Origin of the sequence: Solirubrum puertoriconensis (assembly GCF_001483135.1) — a bacterium.
In the GTDB taxonomy this organism is placed as follows: Bacteria; Bacteroidota; Bacteroidia; order Cytophagales; family Hymenobacteraceae; genus Solirubrum; species Solirubrum puertoriconensis.
In genome coordinates, this window is the sequence record NZ_LNAL01000007.1 from 436,829 (window position 1) to 462,560 (window position 25,732).

General features: G+C 57.3%; 27 protein-coding genes. 11 read left to right on the forward strand and 16 right to left on the reverse strand.

Features of this window, described 5'->3' with window-relative positions:
* Positions 1-12 precede the first annotated feature (12 nt).
* Together speB and ASU33_RS12320 are read left to right on the forward strand one after the other, a co-directional pair.
* On the forward strand, positions 13-1,110 hold the full coding sequence (speB, locus tag ASU33_RS12315) for an agmatinase (RefSeq protein ID WP_059071137.1): 1,098 nt from the start codon (positions 13-15) through the stop codon (positions 1,108-1,110).
* A gap of 92 nt (positions 1,111-1,202) precedes the next feature.
* Entirely contained in the window at positions 1,203-1,538 is a 336-nt protein-coding gene (locus tag ASU33_RS12320; RefSeq protein WP_059071138.1) for a phage holin family protein, read from the forward strand.
* 74 nt (positions 1,539-1,612) lie between these two features.
* On the opposite strand, the gene ASU33_RS12325 is transcribed toward ASU33_RS12320, so the two are convergent.
* From ASU33_RS12325 to ASU33_RS12345, 5 genes are all read right to left on the reverse strand, one after another.
* A complete protein-coding gene (locus tag ASU33_RS12325) occupies positions 1,613-2,299 on the reverse strand; it encodes a DUF4349 domain-containing protein (protein ID WP_160328183.1) in 687 nt (228 codons plus the stop codon).
* Between the two features lie 355 nt (positions 2,300-2,654).
* A complete protein-coding gene (gene murA, locus ASU33_RS12330) occupies positions 2,655-3,962 on the reverse strand; it encodes a UDP-N-acetylglucosamine 1-carboxyvinyltransferase (protein ID WP_059071140.1) in 1,308 nt (435 codons plus the stop codon).
* A 5-nt stretch (positions 3,963-3,967) separates the two neighbouring features.
* Positions 3,968-4,684, reverse strand: coding sequence for a DUF4290 domain-containing protein (locus ASU33_RS12335; protein WP_059071141.1), 717 nt, complete (start codon positions 4,682-4,684; stop codon positions 3,968-3,970).
* 187 nt (positions 4,685-4,871) lie between these two features.
* Positions 4,872-5,240: a hypothetical protein gene (locus tag ASU33_RS12340; RefSeq protein ID WP_149867193.1), complete on the reverse strand. Its 369-nt coding sequence runs from the start codon at positions 5,238-5,240 to the stop codon at positions 4,872-4,874.
* An 88-nt stretch (positions 5,241-5,328) separates the two neighbouring features.
* The gene (locus tag ASU33_RS12345; protein WP_059071470.1) at positions 5,329-7,569 is read right to left on the reverse strand and encodes an ATP-dependent helicase; all 2,241 of its coding nucleotides are present in this window, start codon (positions 7,567-7,569) and stop codon (positions 5,329-5,331) included.
* A gap of 200 nt (positions 7,570-7,769) precedes the next feature.
* Between ASU33_RS12345 and ASU33_RS12350 the strand changes: the two genes are divergently transcribed.
* Entirely contained in the window at positions 7,770-8,342 is a 573-nt protein-coding gene (locus ASU33_RS12350; protein WP_059071143.1) for a DUF3109 family protein, read from the forward strand.
* Positions 8,343-8,422: 80 nt separating this feature from the next.
* Here the strand turns inward: ASU33_RS12350 and accC are convergent, their stop codons facing one another.
* The 10 genes from accC to ASU33_RS12400 all read right to left on the reverse strand — a co-directional run bounded on the left by accC (position 8,423) and on the right by ASU33_RS12400 (position 17,373).
* Positions 8,423-9,766 carry an acetyl-CoA carboxylase biotin carboxylase subunit gene (accC, locus tag ASU33_RS12355; RefSeq protein WP_059071144.1) on the reverse strand — a complete coding sequence of 448 codons (1,344 nt, stop codon included), beginning with the start codon at positions 9,764-9,766 and terminating at the stop codon, positions 8,423-8,425.
* A gap of 104 nt (positions 9,767-9,870) precedes the next feature.
* Positions 9,871-10,374 (reverse strand): acetyl-CoA carboxylase biotin carboxyl carrier protein, encoded by a 504-nt coding sequence (gene accB, locus ASU33_RS12360; RefSeq protein ID WP_059071145.1) that lies wholly within the window; start codon positions 10,372-10,374, stop codon positions 9,871-9,873.
* 34 nt (positions 10,375-10,408) lie between these two features.
* Positions 10,409-10,972 carry an elongation factor P gene (gene efp / locus ASU33_RS12365; protein WP_059071146.1) on the reverse strand — a complete coding sequence of 188 codons (564 nt, stop codon included), beginning with the start codon at positions 10,970-10,972 and terminating at the stop codon, positions 10,409-10,411.
* Between the two features lie 194 nt (positions 10,973-11,166).
* Complete coding sequence (locus ASU33_RS12370) at positions 11,167-12,180, reverse strand: beta-ketoacyl-ACP synthase III (protein WP_059071147.1); 1,014 nt, start codon at positions 12,178-12,180, stop codon at positions 11,167-11,169.
* Between the two features lie 109 nt (positions 12,181-12,289).
* Positions 12,290-13,231: a phosphate acyltransferase PlsX gene (gene plsX, locus ASU33_RS12375; protein WP_059071148.1), complete on the reverse strand. Its 942-nt coding sequence runs from the start codon at positions 13,229-13,231 to the stop codon at positions 12,290-12,292.
* An 83-nt stretch (positions 13,232-13,314) separates the two neighbouring features.
* Positions 13,315-13,536 carry a 50S ribosomal protein L32 gene (rpmF, locus tag ASU33_RS12380; RefSeq protein WP_059071149.1) on the reverse strand — a complete coding sequence of 74 codons (222 nt, stop codon included), beginning with the start codon at positions 13,534-13,536 and terminating at the stop codon, positions 13,315-13,317.
* A 48-nt stretch (positions 13,537-13,584) separates the two neighbouring features.
* Positions 13,585-14,118, reverse strand: coding sequence for a YceD family protein (locus ASU33_RS12385; protein ID WP_059071150.1), 534 nt, complete (start codon positions 14,116-14,118; stop codon positions 13,585-13,587).
* Positions 14,119-14,195: 77 nt separating this feature from the next.
* Positions 14,196-14,564 carry a helix-turn-helix domain-containing protein gene (locus ASU33_RS12390; protein ID WP_059071151.1) on the reverse strand — a complete coding sequence of 123 codons (369 nt, stop codon included), beginning with the start codon at positions 14,562-14,564 and terminating at the stop codon, positions 14,196-14,198.
* A 199-nt stretch (positions 14,565-14,763) separates the two neighbouring features.
* Entirely contained in the window at positions 14,764-15,783 is a 1,020-nt protein-coding gene (pdxA, locus tag ASU33_RS12395) for a 4-hydroxythreonine-4-phosphate dehydrogenase PdxA (RefSeq protein ID WP_059071152.1), read from the reverse strand.
* A gap of 141 nt (positions 15,784-15,924) precedes the next feature.
* On the reverse strand, positions 15,925-17,373 hold the full coding sequence (locus tag ASU33_RS12400; protein WP_059071153.1) for a leucyl aminopeptidase family protein: 1,449 nt from the start codon (positions 17,371-17,373) through the stop codon (positions 15,925-15,927).
* A 138-nt stretch (positions 17,374-17,511) separates the two neighbouring features.
* On the opposite strand from ASU33_RS12400, the gene rsmA reads away from it, so the two are divergent.
* From rsmA to ASU33_RS12440, 8 genes are all read left to right on the forward strand, one after another.
* Positions 17,512-18,303: a 16S rRNA (adenine(1518)-N(6)/adenine(1519)-N(6))-dimethyltransferase RsmA gene (gene rsmA / locus ASU33_RS12405; RefSeq protein ID WP_059071471.1), complete on the forward strand. Its 792-nt coding sequence runs from the start codon at positions 17,512-17,514 to the stop codon at positions 18,301-18,303.
* A gap of 56 nt (positions 18,304-18,359) precedes the next feature.
* Positions 18,360-19,304 (forward strand): NAD(P)-dependent oxidoreductase, encoded by a 945-nt coding sequence (locus ASU33_RS12410; protein ID WP_149867194.1) that lies wholly within the window; start codon positions 18,360-18,362, stop codon positions 19,302-19,304.
* Positions 19,305-19,485: 181 nt separating this feature from the next.
* Positions 19,486-19,956 (forward strand): transcription elongation factor GreA, encoded by a 471-nt coding sequence (gene greA, locus ASU33_RS12415; RefSeq protein WP_059071155.1) that lies wholly within the window; start codon positions 19,486-19,488, stop codon positions 19,954-19,956.
* Positions 19,957-20,155: 199 nt separating this feature from the next.
* A complete protein-coding gene (locus tag ASU33_RS21930) occupies positions 20,156-21,034 on the forward strand; it encodes a nuclease A inhibitor family protein (RefSeq protein ID WP_160328184.1) in 879 nt (292 codons plus the stop codon).
* Positions 21,035-21,105: 71 nt separating this feature from the next.
* A complete protein-coding gene (locus ASU33_RS12425; RefSeq protein WP_059071156.1) occupies positions 21,106-21,945 on the forward strand; it encodes an FkbM family methyltransferase in 840 nt (279 codons plus the stop codon).
* 54 nt (positions 21,946-21,999) lie between these two features.
* Entirely contained in the window at positions 22,000-22,851 is an 852-nt protein-coding gene (locus ASU33_RS12430; protein ID WP_059071157.1) for an alpha/beta hydrolase, read from the forward strand.
* Between the two features lie 97 nt (positions 22,852-22,948).
* Positions 22,949-23,569 carry a hypothetical protein gene (locus ASU33_RS12435; RefSeq protein WP_059071158.1) on the forward strand — a complete coding sequence of 207 codons (621 nt, stop codon included), beginning with the start codon at positions 22,949-22,951 and terminating at the stop codon, positions 23,567-23,569.
* Positions 23,570-23,656: 87 nt separating this feature from the next.
* Entirely contained in the window at positions 23,657-24,052 is a 396-nt protein-coding gene (locus tag ASU33_RS12440; RefSeq protein ID WP_059071159.1) for a hypothetical protein, read from the forward strand.
* A gap of 77 nt (positions 24,053-24,129) precedes the next feature.
* On the opposite strand, the gene ASU33_RS12445 is transcribed toward ASU33_RS12440, so the two are convergent.
* Positions 24,130-25,611 carry a DNA/RNA non-specific endonuclease gene (locus ASU33_RS12445; RefSeq protein WP_286130522.1) on the reverse strand — a complete coding sequence of 494 codons (1,482 nt, stop codon included), beginning with the start codon at positions 25,609-25,611 and terminating at the stop codon, positions 24,130-24,132.
* Between the last annotated feature and the right edge of the window lie 121 nt (positions 25,612-25,732).

Genomic DNA, 25,732 nt, shown 5'->3' on the forward strand with positions numbered 1-25,732 from the left:
TACCGCACCCTCATGCACGATCCTATCACGCTTTCGTTGCAGCAGAAGCTGGCCAATTTCGACCCCAACGCCGTTGGTGATACCTCGGGTGGATTGTTTGGTCTGCCTTTCACGGTTGATGAGGCCCAGGTTGTTGTGGTGCCCGTGCCGTGGGAAGTAACCGTATCGTACCGCGCGGGTACCGCTCAGGGCCCCGCCGCTATTGCCGAAGCTTCGGCACAGGTTGACCTCTACGATCCGGACATTGCCGACGCTTGGAAATTGGGCTTGGCCATGGACGAAATCAACGCTGAGTGGGAAGCCGAAAGCAAGCAGTTGCGCGAGTCGGCCGAAGAGTACATCAATTGGCTTGAGGATGGCCAACCTCAAGCAAACGCTGCTTCGCACCAGACCATCCCGGCTAAGGTAACCGAACGCGGCAAGGCTCTGTTGGAATGGCTGAAAGTGAAAACCGGGCAATACCTCGATGCCGGCAAGGCAGTAGTTGTACTTGGCGGCGACCACAGCACGCCCCTAGGGTATATGCACGCGCTGGCGGAGCGCCACGAAGAGTTCGGTATTTTGCAGATTGATGCTCACTGCGACCTGCGCGTAGCCTACGAAGGCTTCCAGTATTCGCACGCATCTATCATGTATAACGCCCTTCAGCTGCCCCAGGTGAAAAAGCTGGTGCAAGTAGGCATCCGCGACCTGTGCCAGCAAGAGGCCGACGTAATTGCACAGTCGGGCGGACGTGTGGTAATGTTCCACCACCGCTTCTTGCGCGATGAGATGTACGGTAAGAAATCGTGGAAAAAGCAATGCAGCAAAATCATTGCTCAGCTGCCACAAAAGGTGTACCTCAGCTTTGATATCGACGGCCTCGATCCGAAGCTGTGCCCTGGCACCGGCACGCCGGTACCCGGCGGACTTGAGTTCGAGGAGGCCCTGTACCTAATTCGTGCCGTTGTGCGCTCGGGCCGCCAGATCATCGGCTGCGACCTGAATGAGGTTGCTCCCGGCGACACCGACTGGAACGGCAACGTAGGCGCACGCCTGCTCTACCAAATGATTAACTGGATGGCCGTTTCGCAGGGCCGCCTCACGGCGAACGGGATAACCACCGTGTAGCAGCAAAATATCTGCTTTTTCGTATAGTTGCCCATCAGCTCAGCATTGCGAGCTGATGGGCAATTTCTTTTCCACCAAAACAGCTGCTCAATATGGGCTTCATCCTGAAATTCATTCTCAGTGCCATCATCGCCTACGTGCTTACCAAGGTGCTGCCGGGGGCTCACCTAGGTAGCATCGTCGATGCGCTTTTGCTGGTGGTGGTATTGGGACTCCTCAACGCTATTGTTAAGCCAATCCTTAAATTCATCGGCTTTCCCATCACTATCCTTACGCTAGGTCTGTTTTTGTTGGTAATTAATGCCATCATTCTGCTATTGGCCGACTGGATACTGCCGGGTTTCAAAGTAGATGGCTTCATTTCTGCTCTCATCTTCAGCTTCGTGCTGACAATAGTTACGGCCATCGTCGATATGATTGTGGATTAGAACCGAGGCGTTTCTAGTATGCAAAAAGCCGCTCCTGTGTGCACAGGAGCGGCTTTCTTTTAGAAGACAAGCAATTAGGCCGATAATGGGCGCCTGCGCCACCGTTTAAACAGCCAGACTCCAACGGTAGCCAGCAACAGCATCGGCCACAGGTACACTAAGCCAATCAGCACACTTGTAATGAGCTGCCAGCCACCGTAAAACGCCTCGGTCATGCGGCTGCCAAACGACAGCACAGGAGCCTCAGGTGTGGGCAAAGTAAGGGGTTGGTACAGCTTCAGGTAAATGGTAGAGTAAGCTACTTCGTCGTTAAGCGTCTTCAGTCTGCTTTCGGTAGCCTCAATGTCTTCGCGAGCCTCACCGAGCTTGGCCTCAATTTCCAACACTTCGCTGATCTTCTTGGCTTGGCTAAGCAGCCCTACGTAACGCTGCTCCAATGCGCGCTTGGTTCGCAACCTGGCCGACACATCCGCGTGCTGCGAAGTCACGTCTTCGGCTTCAATGGCTTTGTTTTCCACTGTGCCCAGCTTTGCTAAACCATTCAGCAGGACCGTAAACTGCTGCGGCCGTACCCGAATGGTCATTTCTTGCCGCCAGATGTCTTCTTCGCGGGTTTGGGTGGCGCTGCTTACCCAGCTACCGCTTCGGCGCACAATGCTATCTACCTGCGTAGCCGCTTTGCCTAGATCGTCCACATTAATGTCGACGTTGGCCTTGTATACCAGCAACCGCGCAGTTCGGGATTGAAGTGGTTGCGCCACGCTGCTAACCGTAGCTCCATCTGCCAATGCAATTCCGGGCTTGGGCGGAGCCGAGGGTGGCGGCGGAGGGGCAGGAAGGGGCTCTTCCCTAACTACCGCATCCGTGCTGGCTTGAGTAGATGATTGTGGCTCTTGGCTGTTGCAGCTTGCGAAGAGCAAGGCAAGGCCTACAGCACTAAACCTGAGCAAATTGTGCATAGATGTACAGTGGATGAATAAGCTTAACGACTTGACGCCGAATTGTCGTTTGTCATTTATGCGTGGCCATACCGAATGTAACCCTGCAAAAAGACAACCGGCCGCTTCTGCAAAGCAGAAGCGGCCGGTTGAAGGTGTGTACCGTACCTAGTGCCTATTATACGCGTTTGATCTGCGCACCTAGGGCTTGCAGGCGACCATCAATGTTCTGATAGCCGCGGTCGATTTGCTCCACGTTCAGAATGGTGCTTTTGCCCTCGGCCGAAAGGGCGGCAATCAGCAGCGCGACGCCAGCACGAATGTCGGGCGACGTCATGGTGATGCCGCGCAGGGCGTGGCGTTTATCTAAACCAATTACGATGGCACGGTGCGGGTCGCAAAGGGTGATTTGCGCGCCCATGTCGATGAGCTTATCCACGAAGAACAGGCGCGACTCAAACATCTTCTGGTGAATGAGCACGGTGCCTTTGGCTTGGGTAGCTACCACCAACGCAATGCTCAGCAGATCGGGCGTAAAGCCCGGCCAAGTGTGGTCGGAGATGGTTAGGATAGAGCCGTCGAGGTAGGTGGCAATTTCGTAGCGGTCTTGGGCCGGTACGAAAATGTCATCGCCGCGGTATTCCAGCTTTATGCCCAGCTTGCGGAAGGTATCTGGGATAAGGCCGAGCTCCGGAATCTGGCAGTTTTTGATGGTGATTTCCGAACCCGTCATGGCGGCCAGACCAATGAACGAGCCAATCTCAATCATGTCGGGCAGCATGCGGTGTTCGGTACCACCTAGGCGCTCCACGCCTTCAATGGTAAGCAGGTTGGAGCCGATGCCTTGGATTCTGGCGCCCATGCGCACCAGCATCTTGCAGAGTTGTTGCAGGTAAGGCTCGCAGGCCGCGTTGTAAATGGTGGTGGTGCCTTCGGCTAGCACTGCGCCCATTACAATGTTGGCCGTGCCCGTTACCGAAGCTTCATCAAGCAGCATGTGGGCGCCGTGTAGCTTGCCCGCGCTCGATATTTTGTAGAAGTCGGTGCCTTCTACCTTTAGCTCGCCGCCAAGTTTTTGCAGGCCTACAAAGTGGGTGTCGAGCGGACGACGGCCAATTTTGTCGCCGCCGGGCTTGGGCAGCTGGCACTTGCCAAACCGTGCCAGCATCGGGCCCAAAATCATTACCGAACCGCGCAGCTCGCGCGCCTGCTTTATAAAAGCCGGCGTGTCGAGGTAGTCAAGGTTCACAGCGTCGGCCTGAAAGCGGTAGGTCTCAGCACCAAGGCGCTCCACCTTCACGCCCATGTCAGCCAGCAGCTCAATGAGCTTGTTGACGTCGCGGATGTCGGGGATGTTCGAAATGGTTACCGGCTCGGCAGTCAGGAGCACGGCACAAATAATTTGTAGAGCCTCGTTTTTGGCTCCTTGCGGCACAATTTCGCCGCGTAGCGGTTGCCCGCCGATTACTTCAAATGCTGCAGACATGTACTCTATTGCGGCGGTTGTTGCTGGTCGCGTCCTCCTTTTTTGCCCCGACGCTTATCGCGCCGGTCGTTTTTGCCTCCTCCACGGCGCTGGTCACGGTCGCCACGTTCAGCACGCGGTTGTTGTACCAAAAAGGTACCGCTGCGCCCACCACCAGCGGCACCGGCAATGGTATCGAGGCCGCCTAGGGTTTCCAGCTGATTGATATCAAGCACCAACTTGCCGCCCGAAAGGTCTTTCAGGTGCTTCAGAATGGTTACATCCTTCGGCACGTCCTTGCTGTGCATGCGGTACAGGAACTTCATCACGCGTCCAACCGAAAGGGCCGCCTGCTCGCGCTCGGTTGCATCCTCAATTTCGGTGGCCTTGGCAATGAGTTCCTCTACGTTCTTACCATAAGGCCGCAGCTTGGGTGCCTTGTTGGGGTAGGCGAGGGGCTTTGGCTTCTGGTTAAACTGGTCGAGGCCAGTCAGCTCGAAAGGAGCGTCCACGTCCAGCTGGTTGCCGGTCATGGCATAAAGGTGGTTCCAGAGCTTGTGCTGGTAGTCCTGCTGCTCGCGCACGCCCGGGTTCAGGCGGAACATCAGCTGCACCACTTGGTGGGCGCGCTTCGTGCGCTCGGCGCGGTCTTCCAGCGTGAGCAGCGTTTGGGCCAATTGGTATGTGTTATGGCCGTATTCGCGCACCAGCAGCTGGAGCTGCGGAGGGAGGGTTTCAGTCATGGGAAGGTAAAGAAAGACATCGGCGGCACCAGGGGCTCTGCTGAGCAGAAGGACCAACCGAGAGGCCAAGCACAGCAGCTCGGCCATTTGGAGTGCTAAATATACGGCACTTGCGCGGGTTCAGGTGAAATGTAATGCAGATGACCGCGTACTTGTACCTTACCCCGCCATGATGCAGTGTATTGGTTTAACCAAGCAAACCACCTCCTGAAAATAGCAGCCCAACAATTGATAAATAGCCTAGAGCTAACATGACAAACGCCATAGCTACAAAAAGCAAATTAGCCATTATTGAATCGGGTTGAGGCTGAGCACCAACATCATTTCTGATAATTTGCACTCCTAGATATAAGCTTATGATAGTTAATGCGAAGCTGGTAAGCGTGAAGTAGCGTTGTGCTTCCGAATACCGCATGTAGGTGGCAAAGTCCAGCGGTTTATAGGCTGGGTGCGTAGGAGATACTCCGTAAAGCATGTAAAGCATATTATTGCGTAACAGCACTCCGGAAGCGCACAAGAAAAAAGCCAAAAGACGAAGTTTGGTACTTGTTTTCACGCCATCAATAAAGCAAATCCGCGCATCCCAGATGATACCCTCAGTTGATAGCCATCTGAAATGCGCGAATCAAAATCTCGGACTCAGCTTACAAAATCCGTAGCTTGGCGAAGCTCAGCAGCAAGGTTTTCTCGCCCACGCCGCCTTCAAACTGAATAGTCGCCTTCGTTTGGCCCGCCTGGGTTTCTACTTTGGTTACAGTGCCGAAGCCAAACTTCGGGTGTTCTACTTTATTGCCAGCAGCTAGGTTGCTCGTATCCGAAGGCTTAAAGTCGGCCGAGGGCACGTAGGGCTTAACCGGAGCGGCAGCAGGCTTAATCTTCTGAGCGCCCACCAAATTTGAGCGGCGCTCTAGCACTGGGGCAAAGGGACTTTCCTCGGTACCGTACTTGAAGTCGACGTACGTGGGGTCGATTTCGTCGATGAAGCGGCTTTTCTCGCAGCTGCGCAGGTTGCCCCACTGGTAGCGAGAGGTAGCGTAGCTCAGTGTCAGTTTCTTCTCGGCCCGTGTGATAGCCACGTAAAACAAGCGGCGCTCTTCCTCTAGGTCGGCCCGCGAGGTAATCATCATTTGGGAGGGGAAGAGGTTTTCCTCCATGCCGACGATGTACACGTTGCGGAATTCCAGGCCCTTGGCCGAGTGAATGGTCATTAGCGTTACCGATTCGCCGTCGTCCTTGGCGTCCTTCAGGTCGGTGTCGGTTACCAAAGCAATGTCCTGTAGGAACGACGCCAACGACTTGTCTTCGCGCTCTGGATCATCAACGTACTCCTTGATACCATTCAGCAGTTCCTGAATGTTCTCGTAGCGCGACAAGCCCTCGATGCTCTTATCGGCATACAAGTCTTCAATCATGCCCGAGTTCTTGGCAATGAACTTGGCGGCCTCAAAGGCGTCGTCCTTGGCGGCTACTACGGCGTAGCTCTTGATCTGCTCGGCAAAGCCCACCACGGGGTTCGACACGCGCGCCGGCAAGAACTTTTCGGCGTTGGCCACCACGTCCCACAAGGTTTCGTTGGCCTCATCAGCCGCGTTGATCAGCTTGCTGATGGTGGTGTCGCCGATGCCGCGCTTGGGGTAGTTGATGACGCGACGCAGCGCCTGCTCGTCGTTGGGGTTGACGGTGAGGCGCAGGTAGGCTACTAGGTCCTTAATCTCCTTGCGCTGATAGAAGCTCAGGCCGCCCACAATCTTGTACTTGATGTTGAGCTTGCGCAGGGCTTCTTCCATGGCGCGGCTCTGGGCGTTGGTGCGGTACAGGATGGCAAAGTCTTCGTAGGACAGATGGTGGTTCATCTTGTCCTCGTAGATGCCGTTGGCCACCAGCTTGCCTTCTTCGTTGTCCGAAGCTGCCCGAATCACCTCAATGCGCGGGCCTTCCTCGTTGTCGGAGAAAACGCTTTTGCGCAGCTGGGCCTGGTTGTTCTTGATAACCGAGTTGGCCGCCTTCACGATGTTCTTGGTGGAGCGGTAATTCTGCTCCAGCTTGAAGATGGCTAGCTCGGGATAGTCCTTCTCGAAGTTGAGAATATTCTGGATATCAGCGCCGCGGAAGGCGTAAATGCTCTGTGCATCGTCGCCCACCACGCAAATGTTGCGGTTTTTGGCCGAGAGCTTCCGCGTAATGAGGTACTGCGAGTAGTTGGTATCCTGATACTCGTCCACCATCACGTAGTGGAAGATGTTCTGGTACTTGTTCAGGGCATCGGGGTGGTCCTTGAACAGCACGTTGGTTTGGTACAGCAGGTCGTCGAAGTCCATGGCGCCGGCCTTGAAGCAACGCTGCTGGTACTGCTGGTAAATCACCCCAATCTTCGGGCGCATGGCGGCCTCGTCGTCCTGCCGGATAACAGGGTCGTTGAGGTACTGCTGCACCGAGATGAGCTTGTTCTTGGCTGCCGAAATCCGACCTAGGACGGTGCTCGGCTTGTAGAGCTTGTCGTCGAGGTCCAGCTCTTTTACAATCTGCGAAACCAGAGTTTTGGTGTCCTGCGTGTCGTAGATGGTAAAGTGGCGCGGGTAGCCCAGCTTATCGGCTTCCGAACGCAGAATACGCGCAAAGATGCTGTGGAAGGTGCCCATCCAGAGGTTCTTCGCCTCGGGGCCAACTACCTTCTCAATACGGGCCCGCATTTCACGGGCGGCCTTATTGGTAAACGTAAGGGCCAGGATGTTGAACGGATCTACGCCCTTTTCCAGCAAGTGAGCAATGCGGTAGGTGAGTACCCGCGTTTTGCCCGAACCCGCACCCGCAATAATCATCGCCGGGCCTTCGGTGTGCAACACCGCGCCGCGCTGCGACTCGTTCAGTAAGTTCAGATAATCCAGTGCCATTCTCTTTCTTGTAGCCCGATTACAGGCTAAACAACAAAGGTAAGGCTAAAGCTCCGCCGCTCGAAAGAGAATAGCAGCATTGCTCCCCGGCAAAGAAAGTTGAATAACGATCTAGGCGAACTTCAGCCTCTGCGCAGGTGTTCCACACCGAATCCTCAGCTGTATCTTTGCGGTTCGCTTTTGCGCCTGATTCCATGATTGTCATCCAGAATACCATCGTTTCCGACGATGTCCGCGACCAGTTTTTCGTTTGCAACCTTGAGCGCTGCAAGGGTGCTTGCTGCGTTGAAGGCGACCTAGGGGCTCCGCTCGAAGAGGAAGAACTTAAGATTCTGGAGCAGGAATACGACAAGATTAAGCCATTCCTTACCCTAGGTGGCCGCCATGCTATCGAGGAGCAAGGGCTGTACATCAAGGATTGGGAAGGCGACTACAGCACCACCACCATCGATAACCGCGAATGCGCCTACGCCCTCTACGACGAGCGCGGTATTCTGAAATGCGGCATCGAGCAGGCTTACTTAGCCGGCGCCACCACGTTCAAAAAACCTATCAGCTGCCACTTGTACCCCATCCGCATCAGCAAGTACGATGAGTTCGACGCGCTGAATTACGACCGATGGGAAATCTGCAACCCGGCGTGTGCCTTCGGAGCGCAGCTAGGCGTACCAGTTTACAAGTTTCTGAAGGAGCCGCTGATTCGGAAATATGGAGAGCAGTGGTACTCCGAGCTGGTTCAGGAGATTGAAGCTCCAAAAGCAAGCTAACTGAAAGCCACACCGGCCAACGAAAACGGCCCGTTCTGTTCGCAGAACGGGCCGTTTTCGTTGGCCGGTGTGGCCACTGATTACAGCGTCGAGAAGTCAAACGACTCCAGGAACTTCGTGGTGAAGTTGCCGGCCTTGAAGTCCTCGTTGTCCATCAGCTTCAGGTGGAAGGGGATGGTCGTTTTGATGCCCTCAACCACGAACTCCGACAGCGCACGCTTCATCTTCACCACGCACTCCTCGCGGGTTTGCGCAACGGTGATGAGCTTGGCAATCATCGAGTCGTAGTTCGGCGGAATCTGGTACCCAGCATACACGTGGGTGTCTACGCGTACGCCGTGGCCGCCCGGGATGTGCAGCACTGTGATTTTGCCAGGCGACGGACGGAAGTCCTTTGTCGGGTCCTCGGCGTTGATGCGGCACTCCATGGCGTGCAGCTTGGGCATATAGTTTTTGCCCGAAATCGGGATGCCAGCCGCAACTTTGATTTGCTCCTTAATGAGGTCGAAGTTGATTACTTCCTCCGTCACGGGGTGCTCCACCTGAATACGGGTGTTCATCTCCATGAAGTAGAAGTCGCGGTTTTTGTCGACCAGGAACTCGATGGTGCCTACGCCTTCGTAGCCAATGGAAGCAGCACCCGCAATGGCCGCTTTGCCCATCTTCTCACGCAGCTCGTCCGTCATAAAGGGCGAGGGAGCTTCCTCCACCAGCTTTTGGTGACGACGCTGAATCGAGCAGTCGCGCTCCGACAAGTGGCAGACCGTGCCAAACTGGTCGCCGGCTACCTGAATTTCGATGTGGCGGGGTTCCTCTACAAACTTCTCCAGGTACACACCGTCGTTGCCGAAGGCCGCTTTGGCTTCGGTACGAGCGTCGTTCCAAGCTTTTTCGAACTCGTCTTCGCTCTTGATGATGCGCATGCCGCGGCCGCCACCACCGGCCGTCGCCTTCAGGATAACAGGGTACTTAATTTCTAGCGCAACGCGCTTGCCTTGCTCCAGCGAATCAAGCAGACCATCAGAACCCGGAATGGTGGGCACGCCGGCTTTCTTCATTGTGTCCTTGGCCGACGCTTTGTCGCCCATGGCGTTGATCATCTCGGGCGAAGCACCGATGAACTTGATGCCATTTTCGCGGCAAATGCGCGAGAACTCCGCGTTTTCCGACAAAAAGCCGTAGCCCGGGTGAATGGCGTCGGCGTTCGTGATTTCGGCGGCCGCAATCAGGTTCGGAATGTTCAGGTAGCTGTCGCGCGAGGGGGCTGGGCCAATGCACACGGCCTCATCGGCGAAGCGTACGTGCAGGCTTTCCTTATCGGCGGTGGAGTAAACGGCCACCGTTTTGATGCCCATTTCGCGGCAGGTGCGGATTACGCGAAGCGCAATTTCGCCGCGGTTGGCGATGAGTATTTTCTTGAACACAGCTCTGGGTGTAGATAGGAGAGATGAGAGCTTAGAACTTAGATGCGGCAGGCGTATCAGCTTACCTTTTCTAAATTCTAAGCTCTCAATTCTAAGCTCTGAAATTACATCGGCTCGATGAGGAACAGCGGCTGGTCGTACTCAACGGGCGAAGAGTTGTCGACCATTACTTTCACGATGCGGCCGCGCTGCTCAGCTTCAATCTCGTTGAAGAGCTTCATGGCTTCGATGATGCAAATCACCTGTCCCTGCTCAACCACGTCGCCCACGCCTACGAAGGGCGGGTTTTCGGGGCTGCTCGAGCGGTAGAACGTACCAATCATCGGGGCCTTTAGCGCTACCGTGTTGCTAGCAGCCGGAGCCTCGGCTGGCGCAGCGGCCGACGTGGCAGCTTGCGGAGCCGGAGCGGCGGCCGGAGTGGCTTGCGGAGCCGGTGCAGCTACGGGAGCCGGAGCGTGCTGAGCCGGGGCGGCAGCGCCTACGCTCAGTACTTTGGTGTTGGGCTCGCGCTGTACCGAGATTTTAAACTCTTCGGTCTCGATGTTGACTTTGTTCAGACCCGACTTCGCGATGAAGTCGATCAGCTCTTGCAGTTCTTTGGCTTTCATGGCAGCGGGGGAGGGCTTTTGCGGCACCTTGTCCTTATTTGACTCTTTCGACATAAGTGTAGTCGCGGGTGTCGACGCGGATTTTCTGGTCTTGATCGATGAACAACGGCACCTGAATGCGGGCACCCGTTTCCACGATGGCCGGCTTAAGGGTGTTGGTAGCAGTGTCGCCGCGCAGGCCCGGCTCGGTGTAGGTTACCACCAACTCAACGAAAGCGGGCAGTTCGGCCGTTAGGGGCTGTTCGGTTTCGGCGTGGAACAGGATGGTTACTTCCTGGCCTTCCTTCATCAAATCGGCAAACGGCACCATGGCTTCGGGCAGCGTTACCTGCTCGAAGGAGCTGTTGTCCATGAAGTTGTAGCCGTAGTCGTCTTTGTAAAGGAATTGGTGGGGGCGCTGCTCTACCCGGGCAGTTTCAACTTTAACACCTGCGTTGAAGGTGTTGTCGATAACCTTACCGGTTTTGATGTTGCGCATTTTGGTACGCACAAAAGCAGGGCCTTTGCCCGGCTTCACGTGCTGGAATTCCGTGATGACGTGCAGGTCTCCGTTGTAGTTTAGAACGAGACCGTTGCGAAAATCCGCGGTGGTTGCCATTGCTGGGGAAAGAAATGTGGGAAATCGAGGTGTTGTGTGCTGAACCCGGATGGAAACTCCGGGTTTTGGTACGACTGCTTAACTGGCAGTTACTAGGTGTTTTGGATGGAAACAGAACGTGCCGACCCGTTGAGTGGCGGGGCGGCACGTCGGGGGTGCAAGTATAGGAGTTTTCCGCGTCAGGCCGCCCTAAGTTAGGCGTTCTGGGGGTCGGGCTTGGGGTCGTAGGCCCACTTGAGGTACAAGGAACCCCAGGTGAAGCCACCACCAAACGCGGCCAGAATCAGGTTGTTGCCTTTGCGCAGCTGGCTTTCATAATCGGCCAGACACAGCGGAATAGTAGCGTTGGTGGTGTTGCCGTATTTGTGAATGTTCAGCATCACCTTGTCGGCCCCAATACCTACGCGCTGGGCCGTAGCATCAATGATGCGCTTGTTGGCTTGGTGAGGCACCAGCCAATCGATGCTCTCGGGGGTAAGATTGTTGCGCTCGGCTACCTGAGCGGCTACGTCGGCCATGCCTTTTACGGCAAACTTGTACACCGTGGCGCCTTCCTGATACACAAAATGCTCGCGGTTGGCTACGGTTTCGGCAGAAGGCGGACGGCGCGACCCGCCGGCTTTCTGGTGCAAGAATTGCTCTCCCGAGCCGTCGGAGTGTAACTCCTGATCGAGCAGACCTAGGCCGTCGGTGCTGGGCTCGAGCAGCACGGCACCAGCTCCATCACCGAAGATGATGCACGTAGCGCGGTCGGAGTAGTCGATGATGCTCGACATTTTATCGGCACCCACTATAATGACTTTTTGGTAGGTGCCAGCCTTAATAAACGAAGCGCCTGTGGCCAATGCGTAGAGAAAGCCCGAGCAAGCCGCCTGCATATCAAAGCTAAACGCTTTGGTGAGGCCTACAGCCGCTGAAATGATATTGGCCGTGGCCGGAAACACCAAGTCGGGCGTGGTGGTGGCGCAAATCAGGAGGTCGACATCCTCGGGGCGGGTGCCCGTTTTTTGCAGCAACTGCTCAACGGCTTTGATGCCCATCACCGAGGTGCCTTGGTTTTCACCTTTCAGGATGCGGCGTTCTTTGATGCCCGTACGGCTTTGGATCCACTCGTCGTTGGTTTCTACCAGGGTTTCGAGCTCCTGGTTCGTCAAGACGTAATCGGGTACGTAGGCGCCTACGCCGGTGATGGCAGCGGTCAGCTTCATTGCAAAGGATTAAAAAAGCGGCGGAGAGAAATTGGCAAGTAAAACGGCCGCCAAGGTAGCAAAAAGTCCGGCCGAGAGGGCCGGACTTGCGTGCGAATTTACTTCCGCCTTACGATTTAAATGTGCTCTTGATTTGCTCGGCAATGCCCGAATGAGCCATTTGGTAGCCTTGCAGGAGCATGTTGCTAATAGCCAGCGGGGTGCTTACGCCGTGGCCAATAATAGCATTGTCGTTGATTCCCAGGATGGGCGAACCACCAACCGACTCGTAGTTAAATTTGTCGAAGAATGGGTCGTGCATGTTGCGAGCGGCCAGCAAGTCGTAGATTGACTCCGCCATTTTCAGCACCACATTGCCCGTGAAACCGTCGCACACAATTACATCGGCCTTGTCGTTGAACAGGTCGCGGCCCTCGATGTTGCCGATGAAGTGAATGTGCGGGTTTACTTTGAGCAGCTGATGAGCCTGCTGCGTCAGCGTTGTGCCTTTGCCTTCTTCCTCGCCTAGGTTCATGAGGCCCACAGTTGGCTTCTCAATGCCCAACACGTACTGCGCGTAGAGCGACCCAAGCTCGCCGAATTGCTCCAGCATTTCGGGTTTGCATTCGGCGTTGGCACCTACGTCGAGCATAATGCCAAAGCCACCGTGCTCCTTCGGAACGAAGTTGGCAATAGCGGGGCGAAGTACGCCGGGCACAGGCTTTACGCTGAACATTGCACCCACAAGCATGGCGCCTGTGTTACCAGCTGAGCAGAAGGCTTCGACTTCGCCGGCGTGCAGCATGCGGTAACCTACTGCAATGCTCGAGTCCTGCTTTTGTTGGTAGGCTTTGGCCGGGTGCTCACCCATCTGAATGATCTGGGTGGCGTTTACCAGCTCCAGCGAGGCAGCGGCATCGCCGTAAGCCTCTAGCAGGGGGCGTACGGCCTCTTCCTGGCCAATGAGCACGATTTGGGCCTTGCCAGCTAGCTTTTCAGCGGCAAGCACGGCACCGTCCACGGCAGCTTGAGGGGCGAAGTCGCCCCCCATTGCGTCGAGGGCTATTTTCATGAAAGCAGAATGAAGAACAGTCGGCGGTTATAACTGAAACCGGCGGCCGAGTGTCGGCCGCCGGTCAGAAAGGAGAGGCTAGGTTATTCCTCGTCGGTTGAAGCGGCGGCCGAAGCTACGGGAGCGTAGTTCTTAACAGCAATTTTACCGTTGAGGTACAGGTCACCGTCCACTACGTAAGCGCGGTGGCGCAGGTGCAGTTCGCCAGTGGTTTGGCAAACAGAAACTGCTTTAGCGTCGAGTTTGTAGTGGGTGCGACGCTTGTCGCGGCGAACGGCGGAGACGCGTCGTTTGGGGTGTGCCATGAGTGAAAGTGGGTATTAAAACAAAAGAAAAGTGTCAGCGAAGAAAGGCTAGTTGAGGTTGCGCAAAGCGTTCCAGCGTGGGTCGCTGGCATCCTCATCGTCATCGTCGTCGGAAGCTGCACCGGTGGAGTAGATGAGCTTCGCGTCGGCGTCGGGGTTTTCATCGGGCTCGTCTTGGAAGCGCGGGTGCAGCTTCTTCATCGGAATGGCCAAGCCGATGTAATCGAAAAAGTGCTGAGCCAGCGGTAGCGTCTGCGTATCGGGCGTGATTTGCAGCACATCGTCGTCGAGCTCGGCTTCGTGGTCTCCGAAGCGCACTAGCAATTGGTGCGTCACGTCGATGGGTTGGTCGAACTCGTCGAGGCTCCGGTCGCAAATAAGCTTCACGGTACCTTCGATGTGAATGCCGAGCACGATGCGTTGCGCGGTTTTATCGAGCACTACATCGGCACGCAGCTTACCGTCCGGAATCAGCGTCTGATCGAATTGCTCGAAAAAGTCCGTGCCTAGGTCGAAAACGTACTCATGCGTTTTCTCGCTTAGCGCGGCTATTTGCAAATCGTATTGCGTATCCTTTTTCACGGGAGGCTTTTTAGCAGGCGGCAAAAATAGATATTATTTGCCGCACAGGGAATGAAACAGTGGCTTTTAGGCTGAAATCAGGCCTTCTTGAGAATGAATTCGGGGCTGATTCCAAGGCGTTCGTAGAGCTTCTTGGCGAGGTCGAGCGTCACACGGCGTTTACCGCTGAGAATTTGCGACAAGCGCCCGGCAGGCACTTCCAAGAGCTCGGCCAGTTCCTTTTGCTTAAGCCGCATCTGCTGCCGCTTCAGCTCGATCATATCGGCCAAGGTGGCAGGCAGCGTAGGAATGGGCATTAGGCCTAACTGGTCTTCGTACGCGTCGATGGCGACTACTAACTCCCGAAATTCAGCCTCTAATTTCTCGTTGCCTTCAAAACCGGCCGCTACCAAAGCGTCGAGGCGACGAAGGGCAGCTTTGTATTCCGAAGGATTGTTGAGCGTCATGTGAGGGGAGAATCGGGAGAAAGAAGCAATACCACCTAGGGCACTCAGTCTTTCCGAGTGCAAAGGTGATGAGAAAATTGCAAATCGAAAAATTAAGTTTCGATTTTGGAAATTTTATTTCGTCGCGAGTAAAACAAACACGCCCCGCATCCATCTAGATGCGGGGCGTGTTTGTTAGTGAAAAGCCTCGTTGCGCGTGCTAGCCAGCGAGAGGTTGCTTGTCGGCAACGTGGTTACGAATCAGGTCGCAGGCTAGGTAAAGTGCTTCGCGGAAGGAAGTAGGATCGGCCGTAAACTTGCCCGCAAGGCCATAAGCAGTGCCGTGGTCGGGTGAGGTGCGTACCACCGGCAGGCCGGCGGTAAAGTTTACGCCGCGCTCGAAGGCAATCGTCTTGAACGGAATGAGACCCTGATCGTGGTAGAGCGCCAGGGTGGCATCGAACTGCTGGTACTGGCGGGTACCAAAGAAGCCGTCGGCGGGGTAGGGGCCGTATACCAGGTGCCCTTCGTTGAGAAACTGCTGAATCACGGGCTGCACCAGATCTTGCTCTTCGCTGCCGAGCAAGCCATTCTCGCCAGCGTGCGGGTTGAGGCCCAGTACGGCTACCCTGGGTTTCTGAATGCCGAAGTCTTGGCGTAGCGAGTGCAGCAACATGCGCAGCTTGCCAATGAGCACTTCGGAGGTGAGGCGCGTAGGCACGTCCTTCAAGGGAATGTGCCCGGTAGCGGTGGCCACCCGTAGGTTATCAGCCACCAGAAACATCAGGCTGTCGTTGTTGGTGCTGAAGTGGTGCGCTAGAAACTCGGTGTGGCCCGGAAAGTAGAAGCCTTCGCCCTGGGTATTGTCTTTGCTTATTGGGGCAGTCACCAACCCATCGATCAGGCCAGCTTTCAGGTCGTTGGCGGCGGCAATCAGCGACAGGCGCGCGGCCCGGCCCGACGCTTCGGATGGTTGACCGGGGGTAAGCACGAAATCTTCATCCCAGCACGTAACGGCGTTTACTTTACCGGCCACAATGTCGGCCGCCTCGCGCACTTGCCGAAAGGCCAGTGGAGCGTGGGTTTTATCGTTCGGAAAGTCGTCGAAAAGGGTGGAGGCGGTGCCGTACACCACTGGGGTGCAAAAGCGCAAAATGCGCGCGTCCTGAAGCGTGCGGTAAATGATTTCCGGTCCGATGCCGGCTAGGTCGCCGGTGCTTATGCCAATGCGGGGGAGCATTATCAGGGAGTGATGCGAGGTGTGGAACCGACACCGTTGCCGATGCCGGGCTTGATGCCGATCAGTTAAGTTAGGGCCCTAGGTGTTGCTAGGCGACAAGGATGTGTTACCTAGCAAGCAACGCATCCGATTGAAAGTAATTTACAAGCGGCTGGTTAGGAAAGAGTACAACAGCCGTACGGCCGTGCCCGTGCCATTTTTGCCGCGGTACGAGTCGGGTGCGGTGAGGAAGGCCGGGCCGGCAATGTCGAGGTGAATCCAGGGGTAGCCTTCGGTGAAGCGCTCCAAGAACTTGCCCGCCGAAATAGCGCCGGCTTCGGCTTTGCCTAGGTTGTTGATGTCGGCAATGTCGCTCTTGATGTGTTCGGCATACTCGTCCCACAGCGGGAACTCCACGATGCGCTCGTGCGTGCGGCGGCCGGCGGCGGCCAGCTCGCGCATCACGTCTTCATCGGCAGTGCCCATGGCCACAATGCCTTCTTTGCCGATGGCCCGGGCGGCGGACCCGGTAAGGGTAGCCGCGTCGATGACGAGTTGGGGTTCGTATTTCTTGGCGAAGTGCAGCGCATCGGCCAAAATCAGGCGGCCTTCGGCATCGGTGTTGAGTACTTCTACCGTGAGGCCGCTGTGCATCGTGAGCACGTCGCCGGGTGCATAGGCGGGGCCGCCGGGGCGGTTATCGGTAGCGGGTACGAGGGCAATTACGTGCAGCGGTACCTGGTTTTTGGCCAAGGCATACATCACGCCCGTCATGGCGGCGGCGCCGGCCATGTCGCACTTCATCATGTCCATCGAAGCGGGCGTGGGCTTCAGGCTTAGGCCACCCGTATCGAACACCACGCCTTTGCCCACCAGCACGAAAGGCTTCTCGTTGCGGGCACCCTCGGGCTTCCACTCCATAATGGTGAAAGTGGGCGGCTCGGGGCTGCCTTGGTTTACGGCCAGTAGGCCACCCATGCGTAGTGCTTCAATGCGGGCTTGGTCGAGAATTTCGGTGTGGTAGCCGGCGTCTTCGCCAGCGGCCGCCATTTGCTCAGCGAACATGGTTGCCGTGAGCTTATTCTGCGGCATGTTCACCAGGTCGCGGGCGAGCGTGACACCCAGGAGCAGGTTCTCCAGCTCGCGCACCTTGGTTTCCTCCTCGTTCACCAGCGCCACCCGGAACAGCTCAGGCGCCTTCTTCGATTTCTCATCGGTTTTGTAGCCCTCGAACTGGTACGCCGTGAGGTACAAGCCCTCGGCCAACGACAAGGCGGCTTGCTTATCGGCCGTGAGGTTAAGGATGTGCAGCTCCTTTACCCGAGCGGCCTTTAGCTTGGCGTGCAGTTGGTTGCCACTGCGGCGCAGTTGCTCGGCGCTCAGGTCGGCCGTTTTCTTATCGGCCGCCACTACCACGTACACCCGGTGGGTATACAGGTTCACCGCAAACAGCTTTTCATCGGCAGCGAGCTGCGCGTTGGCGTAGGTAAGGGCGGCTTCGGGTAGCTCGGGTGCTTCGCTCGGCAGTGTTTTGGTACCAGCGGGCAAAATCAGAACAACGTCGGCGGGGCCTTGGGGCAGCGCAGCAGCGGTGGCGAGGTGTAGTGGCATAGGGGGAAATCTAGCTTTGGCGCGCAAGTTATCGGGTTATGCGTTACCGGCCGCGCACGGAGTTCGGCCGCCCCCGCGGGGCTTTCGTACTTTTGCCGGCCAATCCTATACGCGAAGCTTGCCTTCGTGCCCATGCCTGTGGAACGCGTCACCCCGAAAAAGCACCTAGGCCAGCACTTTCTGGCCGATCTGAACATCTCCCGCCGCATTGCCGAATCGTTGCAGCTGCCCGATGGCGTGCGCCACGTGCTGGAAGTGGGCCCTGGTATGGGCGTGCTGACGCAGTTTTTGCTGGAGCGCACGGTCGATTATGAAACCACAGTAATCGAAATTGACCGCGAATCGGTGGCGTACCTGCAGCAGCACTTTTCGGCGCTGGAGGGGCGCATCCTGTCGGCCGACTTTCTGCGCCAGGACCTAGGCAAGCTGTTCGAGAATAAGCCGGTGGCCGTTATCGGCAATTTCCCCTACAACATCAGCTCCCAAATTTATTTTAAGGTGCTGGAGCACCGCCAGCAAGTGCGCGAGTGCGTGGGCATGATTCAGAAAGAAGTAGCCGAGCGTATTGCCGCCAAGCCCGGCTCCAAAACGTACGGTATCCTGAGCGTGCTGGTGCAGGCGTTCTACGACACCGAGTACCTGTTCACGGTGGGCCCGCACGTGTTTGTGCCGCCGCCCAAAGTGCAAAGCGCCGTGCTGCGCCTCACGCGCAACCAAGTGCAGCAGCTGGAGTGCGACGAGAAACTGTTTTTTCAGGTAGTGAAGCAAGCGTTCAACACCCGCCGCAAAACCCTGCGCAACTGCCTTAAGCCGATGGGTATGCCGCCTGAAGCCATGACGGATGCCATCTTTGATAAACGCGCCGAGCAGCTAAGCGTGCAGGACTTTGTCGGCCTTACGCAGCGCGTAATGGCAGTGCGTAGCACCTAGGGCTATGGCCCGCCCAAGCGTACTTTCGTCCGTAGTTCCACCAAGCCGAGTTTGCCGTGATACGTTGCCTAGTAATTGATGAAATGCACTCTTCCCTCAAAAGCTTGTTGCGCGAGATAGGAGTACAGATCGATTACGAACCCGATTTGTTGCCTGCCGAAGTGCCCGCTGCTTTGGCCGAAAAGCCTTACGAAGGGCTGATTGTGCGCTCCAAGGTGCGCGTTACGGCCGATTTGCTGCGCCACGGCAAACACCTGCGCTTCGTAGCCCGTGCCGGGGCCGGCGTCGATAACATTGATATTGCGGCAATGGAAGCCGCCGGCTTGGCCTTGCTGAATGCGCCCGAAGGCAACGAGCAAGCCGTAGGGGAGTTTGCGGTGGGCTTGCTGATCGGCTTGCTGCGTAAAGTAGCCTCGGCCGATGTGGAAGTGCGCCGCGGCGAGTGGCACCGCGAGGCCAACCGCGGCTACGAATTGCAGGCCCGCACGGTGGGCATTGTTGGCTGCGGGCACATGGGGCGCAGCTTTGCGCGCTGCCTGCGCGGTTTCGGCTGCGAGGTGCTGGGCTACGACAACGACCCCGCCGTGCAGCCCACCGATTACCTGCCGTTGGTGCCGCTCGAGGAGCTGCAGCAACGTTGCGACGTGCTGAGCGTGCACATCCCGTACTCAGCGGCTAATCACAACTTTATCAACGAAGCGTTGCTGCGCGGTTTTCAGCGGCCCTTGTGGCTGCTGAACACGGCCCGCGGCGAAGTGCTCGACCACGCCGCCCTGGTGCTACTGCTGCGCGAAGGCAAGCTGCGCGGGGCCGCCCTCGATGTGCTCGACAACGAACGACTAGGTGCGCTCAAGCCCGAGCAGCAAGCCCGCTTCGAGTACCTGCGCAAGGCCAACAACGTGGTGCTCACGCCGCACGTTGGCGGCTGGACGCACGAGTCGTATCAGCGCATCAACCAAGTGCTGGTGCGCAAAATCGAAGCTTTTCTGAGCAACGCGTAGTTGGTTTGGGCCAAGCGGCCATGCGCTACCTGGGGCACGCCGCCGCCGAGCCAGGTTTGCGCGGGTCTCTTGCGCACAGTGGTTGCCATTTCGTATATTTGCTGATGCCTGTTCGGGAGAACGGCCGGCACCGCCGGCCGTTCTCCTTGTTTTTTTACCTGTTTGCCCACCACTCATTGTCATGGCTGTCAACTATTATACCCCCGAAGGCTTGCAAAGGCTGAAGGATGAACTGCAGGATCTGAAAATCCGCGGCCGGGCCGAGGCAGCCCGCCAGCTGGCGGAAGCACGCGACAAAGGTGACCTGAGCGAAAACGCGGAGTACGACGCGGCCAAAGAAGCCCAAGGCCACCTCGAGCTGAAGATTTCGAAGCTGGAAGAGGTTATCGGCAACGCCCGCATCCTCGACGAAACCAACCTCGACACCAGCAAGGTGCTCATCATGAGCAAAGTGAAGCTGAAAAACCTCAAGAACAACGCCGTGCTCGACTACGTGCTGGTGGCGGAGGAAGAGGCTAACCTGGCCGCTGGTAAAATCTCGGTGAAGTCGCCGATCGGCAAAGGCCTGCTAGGCAAGTCGGCCGGCGATGTGGCCGAAATTACCGTACCCGCTGGCAAGCTGCACTTCGAGATTCTGGAGGTTTCGCGCTAAGCACCTCAGCTGGATTGCCCTAGGTGATGCAGCCCTTACATAATGGCATTTGCAAGGCGCGGCTGGTCCTGATAGACCGGCCGCGTTTTTTTGTGCCCTGTTCCGCGGTAGTGCCGGGCCTAACGCCGGAAACTTCCTAGCTTCACCGCGCCGAGTTTATCGGTACGTGTTACCTGTCACCCGTTACACTACGCCCGAAATGCCGTCTATTTTCTCCCGCATTGTTGCCGGCGAGTTGCCCGCCTACAAAGTAGCCGAGGACGAACACCACCTGGCTTTTCTCGACATCACACCCCTGGTTGAAGGCCACACGTTGGTAATTCCCAAGCGCGAAGTCGACTACATCTTCGATTTGCCGGCCGATGAGCTGGCGGCCCTGCACCAGTTTGCGCAGCGCGTGGCCAAAGGGATGAAGGAAGTTGTGCCCTGCCGCCGCGTTGGCGTGGCGGTAATCGGCCTGGAGGTGCCGCACGCCCACATCCACCTGATTCCGATGAACCGGGTGTCGGACATGAACTTTGCCAACGAGAAAATCAAAGTGCGCGAAGAGCGCATGAAGGAGTTGGCCACGGCTATTTCGGCCAAGGTGGCCGAGGTGGGCGGCGGCCAAGCCCTAGGTGCGCAGCCAGCTTCGGCCGCTACGGGCCAAGCCCCGCAAGCGGCCCAAGCCGATGGCGCATCCGATGCGGTAGTGCAGCAGTTGCATGCCCTTACCGAGGGGCTCTACTTCATGAGCGAGTCGGAATCGGCGCTGACGCCCGTGAGCTACAACCTGCCCGCTGGCTTCGAGCTGAGCCCCGAGAGTGTGCTGCCGCTGCTGGGCCACTCGCCCGCTGGCGCCAAGGTAGAAACCCAGGAACTGACGTATTTCCTGCGCAACCACACCGCCGACCAAGGCGTGCTCGGCAACGTGGAGCTGGCCAACCGCTTCAAGGCCCTGCAGATGTTTATGATGCAGGAATTGGAGGATACCCAAGTGTACCGCGTAGGCAGCGGCCCACAAGTTGAGGCGTACGCCCTAGGTAAAACCTCGGAGGGTAAGCTGGCAGGCTTCAAAGCAACGCTCATCGAAACCTAAGCCCCTCACGAAAGGAAAACTGCACCACCCTCGGGCGCTTCGTGCTGCCTTCGCCTGAACAACTGCCCCGGTTGAAACACCTGCTTGCTTCTGCGTTCCGTCAGCTATTTGCCATACCTTATTTCAAGGACAAATACTTCGGCCTGTATAAGCGCGTGTTCCGGCCGTGGCAGTTGTTTAATGGGGTGCACAAAACGGTACGTTACCGCCACGGCCTGTTGCTGCGCTTGCATTTGGCCGACTGGATACCACAACACCTTTACTTTTTAGGCGACTACGAGGAGCGCGGCATCCTGTTTCTGGAGCAGCACTTACGCCCCGGCCACGTAGTGCTTGATGTGGGCGCCAACATGGGGTTGTACAGCCTCGTGGCCTCCAAGATGGTGGGCGGTACAGGGCAGGTGTATGCCTTTGAGCCGCTGCCGGCCAATGCCGATTTGCTCCGTGAGCACATAGCCATTAACCGGCTCAGCAACGTGCAGCTCGAGCAAAAAGCAGTGAGCAATGTGGCGGGGCTGATGCCGCTCTACACGCCGCCGCCCAACAACTCCGGCATGGCGTCGTTGCGGCGCTACTCCGATGAGCTGGGCGCACCCGTTCAGGTAGAGGTGGTTACGCTTGATGCGTATGCCGAAAGCTTACCGGCGGTGCACCTGATTAAGCTCGATATTGAAGGTGGTGAGTACCAAGCACTGCTGGGCATGCAACGCCTGTTGGCCCGGCACAAGCCCTTGCTGATGCTCGAGCTGCAGCCTAACATCCTAGGTGCGGCATCACAAACCGAGTTCGACATCCGCCAGTTGCTTTCGGCCTTAGGCTACCGGCAGTATTTCGTTGACAAACAAGGCCGACTAACGCACGATACTGCAGCCGGTGTGGGCTTCCACAATGTGGTGTTTGTGCCTGCCTAACCACTTCCACTCTATTTACACAGTTGATATTCTTTTTAGCTAACGCCTTACAATATGCTTCGAAGCTTTGTGCCTTTGTTGGTGCTGTTGCTGTTCAGCCACTTGGCGTTTGCTATTAAGCCCCTCCGCAAGTACTACCAAACTCCCGATTCGGTGGGTATGGCCTACCAGCCAACCCGCATCAGCACCCCCGATAAGCTGCACCTGCAGGCGTGGGACTGCAGTCCCGATGCCAAGCTCGATAAGCGTACCACCATTGTGCTGGCCAACGGCGACGCCGGCAACATGGGTGGCTGGGTGCACATGGCCAAGGAGCTAACTACCCAGGGGTACCGGGTGCTGCTATTCGATTACCGCGGCTTCGGCCAAAGCGACGATTTCGCCATGGATCAAGAGCGATTGTACTACAATGAGTTTGCCGACGACCTAGGTACCGCGTTGGCTTACGCCCGGCGGCAGTACCCGCGCAACCGGACCGGGGTGCTGGCCTTCTCCATGGGTACCATCTTGGCTACCAAAGTAGCTGCGCGCGAAAAGCTCGATTTCTTAATTGGAGAGGGCTACGTAGCCGATCCAACTTTGCATGTGGAGATTATAAAGCAGCTGAAGAACAAGACGATTAGCTTGCCAGCCGACGCCGATCAGTACAAACAGCTGCTGCCGCGCATTAGCTGCCCCGTGCTGTTGGTGGCCGGCACTACCGATGCGTTTACCCCATTGGCTCACTCGGAGCAGGTGGTAAACGCGGCTACCGGCAAGCAAGTGCGCCGCTTGGTGAAGTTTGAAGGCGGCCATCTCCAAGGCTCGGCCAAGCTAAGCCAGCAGCGATACGCCGATGCCTACGTGCAGATGATCAGTGATTTCATAACAGAAACAAGCTCCAGAGCCAAGCGGCGCAAAGCCTAAGCCCGCTTCTGCGTATGCTATCGGAAGCTAACCAAAGCCTAGGTGGGCTTATTGCATGTGCGCGTGCAGCAACCCATGGCTACCCCGGCGTTTACCGATGAGCAACGTGCCCAACAACCCCAATGAGCTTGACCTGCAGGTGCCGCATGGACTGTTGGGCATGCCGCGGCATTTGCGCATCAGCGGCAATACGCTCAGCTACACCGGGGCAAAATGGTTTAGCGGTATGGCGTACGAGTGGTTGCTGAGCGAGGTGGCGGGGGTGCGCTACAGCCACCAGTTGCTGGTGTTCTACCGGTTTAGGTTTGGCAACAGCTATACCATTGAGCTGCGGCACCAAACGGGCGAGTTGCTACGCATCCGGATGTACTCGTTTGATGCCGACGAGGACGACGAAGACTGGAACCGGTACGAGCAGATACTCGCTGCGCTGGAAGCGCCCGTGTTCGAGCGGCTCGAAGAGCAGGCCATGCGCAGCATCGAGGCCGGCGAAACGGTGTTGCTGGCCGGCGTGGCCGTAAACCACCTAGGGCTTAGCTGGGCCGTGGATCAACAGCTAACCTGGACCGATTGCGACCTGCTGCAAACGCCGCAGTCCTTTACGCTCAACTCGCGCCATAACAGCCGGCTGTTTACCACCATCAGCTACCAGCGCGAGTGGAATGCGGGGGTACTTTTGTCGGTAATTCAGACGATGTTGAAAAATCAAGCTGCCTGATACTCTTGAGCTTAAATAATTTTTATAATATAGCACTTTCATTAGCGTTCGGTTGTAATCATTAAGCACACTGTTCTTCTCCGTTTTATGTTCAAAGTATTACTTGTGCTGTTGAGCCTAGGTGCCATTAGCACTACCGGCCTTGCGCAGTCCACCAGTGGCTCGGTGCCCACGGCTACGGCTGCTGCCAACCCCAGCCCGGCTGATGTGGAGGCGTACATCAAGGCACAAACGGTGAAGGGCGGTGAACTCGACTTTAGCCAAATGTTGGCCACCCGCAAGCAAAGCATGTTCTTGCACCAGGGGGCCATGTACAATAAGCAGGAGTACGCCTTGGTGCTGTGGGGCATGCGCGCCAAAGCCTTAGGTGTACCCACCGCCGATAAAGCCTGTGCGCTGTTTGCCGCGGCCAACAATCGGCCCATCAGCAACGCCGAAAAGCAAGCCCTGACGAGCGGTTTCGATAGCGGCACCCGCGAATAACTGCAGCTGCCAGCACAAACAAAAAGCCCGAAACAACTGGTGTTTCGGGCTTTTTGTTTGCCGGATACCTAGGGCGGCTACCGGGTTGGGCCGCTGTCTACTTGCGCCTCTAGGCGGTCTTGCACCTCGGTGGGTAGTTTGCTGAGCAAATCGAGGCCGGTGGCGTTTTCGATGGCATCGACGCTCACGCGGTAGCGGCTCCAGTCGGGGTCGACGGAGTTGTCGTTGGGCGTGTCAATGGCCACAATGCGGATTTGGCCGCTGGCCATGCGCTGTAAGTCGTTGTCGCCCTCGGGCAGCACCACCAGCACTTTCCACACGCGCTTGGGCACGGTTACGCGGCCTTGGTCGAGAGTGGTGGCGGGACCGTTGGTGCCGGTGCCGCCTTTGCCGTAGCTGCCCATGAGCACGTACACCTCGTTGCCGGCTTTTACTAAGTCGCGCGAGTATTCCTCCAGGCTGTTCCAAGTGCGCTGGTTATTCATCGGCGCCTGCGGAATCATGTTCGTCATCAGGAAGGTAGCCGAGTTGTCGTCGAGGTCGTAGCTGCGGTCGGCTGAGGGGCAGTTGTGGCCGCGGTCGAAGCCCGAGCCGGAGTAGGAGCGGGGCGTAACCTGGTACCAGCCGCGGGGCAGGGCCGGGTCGGGGCGGAAATCATCCTGGCGCGGAGCCGAGCCCATCCAGGCTTTGCTCAGGTGCCACATTACCCAGTTCGGAATGCCCCGGTCGCGCGAGTAGCTCAGCACAAACTGCGGCTTCTGCATCAGGTAGTTATTGGGCGAAGCCGTGGGGTTGGCGGTGGCACCGCTGGGGTTGCCGAGGGTCAGCGGATCGTCGCGGCGGGTGGTGCCGGTGATGCCTGAGCGGTTTGGGGCCGGCGTAGCAGCCGGCGTGCGGCTCGGTTGGGCCGGGCTGCTGGGCGTGGTGGCCACGCTGGGTGCGCTGCCGCCGCGGTAAGGCTCCACGGTAAAGTCGTCGATGTTCAGGCGGTCGTCACCACCGTCTACTTTCCGAATTTCGAGGCGCAGCGGGCCGGGGCGGTTTACCGCCACATCGGTGGTGATGCCGGCGCCTTCAACTTTCACCTCGGTGCCGGCGGGTTGCCAGGAGCGGCCGCGGTCGGTGCTGAGCCACAGCTGCCAGCGCACCGAGCCATCGCGCCCGTAGCTGGCATTGAACACGCGCACCCGGCCTGCGCCGCTGCCTAGGTCAAAACGCATTTGGGCGCGGCCTTTGCCGCGGAGGCGCAGGGCTTTGTCGCCGCGTTTGTGGTCTTGCTCGGAGGTGCCAATCAGGGCATCATCGAGCAGCCAAGTACCCGAGGGCAGCTGCTCTTGCCCCGAGGCATACGAGCCTTTGCTGCCGACCTCAAAGTTTTCAGTGAGGGCGCGGGTTGTGCTCTGCACCGGTGAGGCGCCGGTTTCGGTGCCGACATCAGCATTGGAATTAGCTTGCACAACGGCCGTGTTCGAGGCCGAGTCATCGGACTTTTGCAAGCACGCGGCCAAAGCTCCGGTGAGCAACAAGCCGGAAAGGAGAGGGGAAGCGGAAAGACGCATGAGCGAAGGTATCAAGGGAAAACAACCCGGCAACCAGCCCAAGGTAGGGTTTGTGGCAGCCCAACCATAATACGCTAGGGCTGCGGCTACCGATTGCCTAATTTGCGGCTTGGAGCAACGG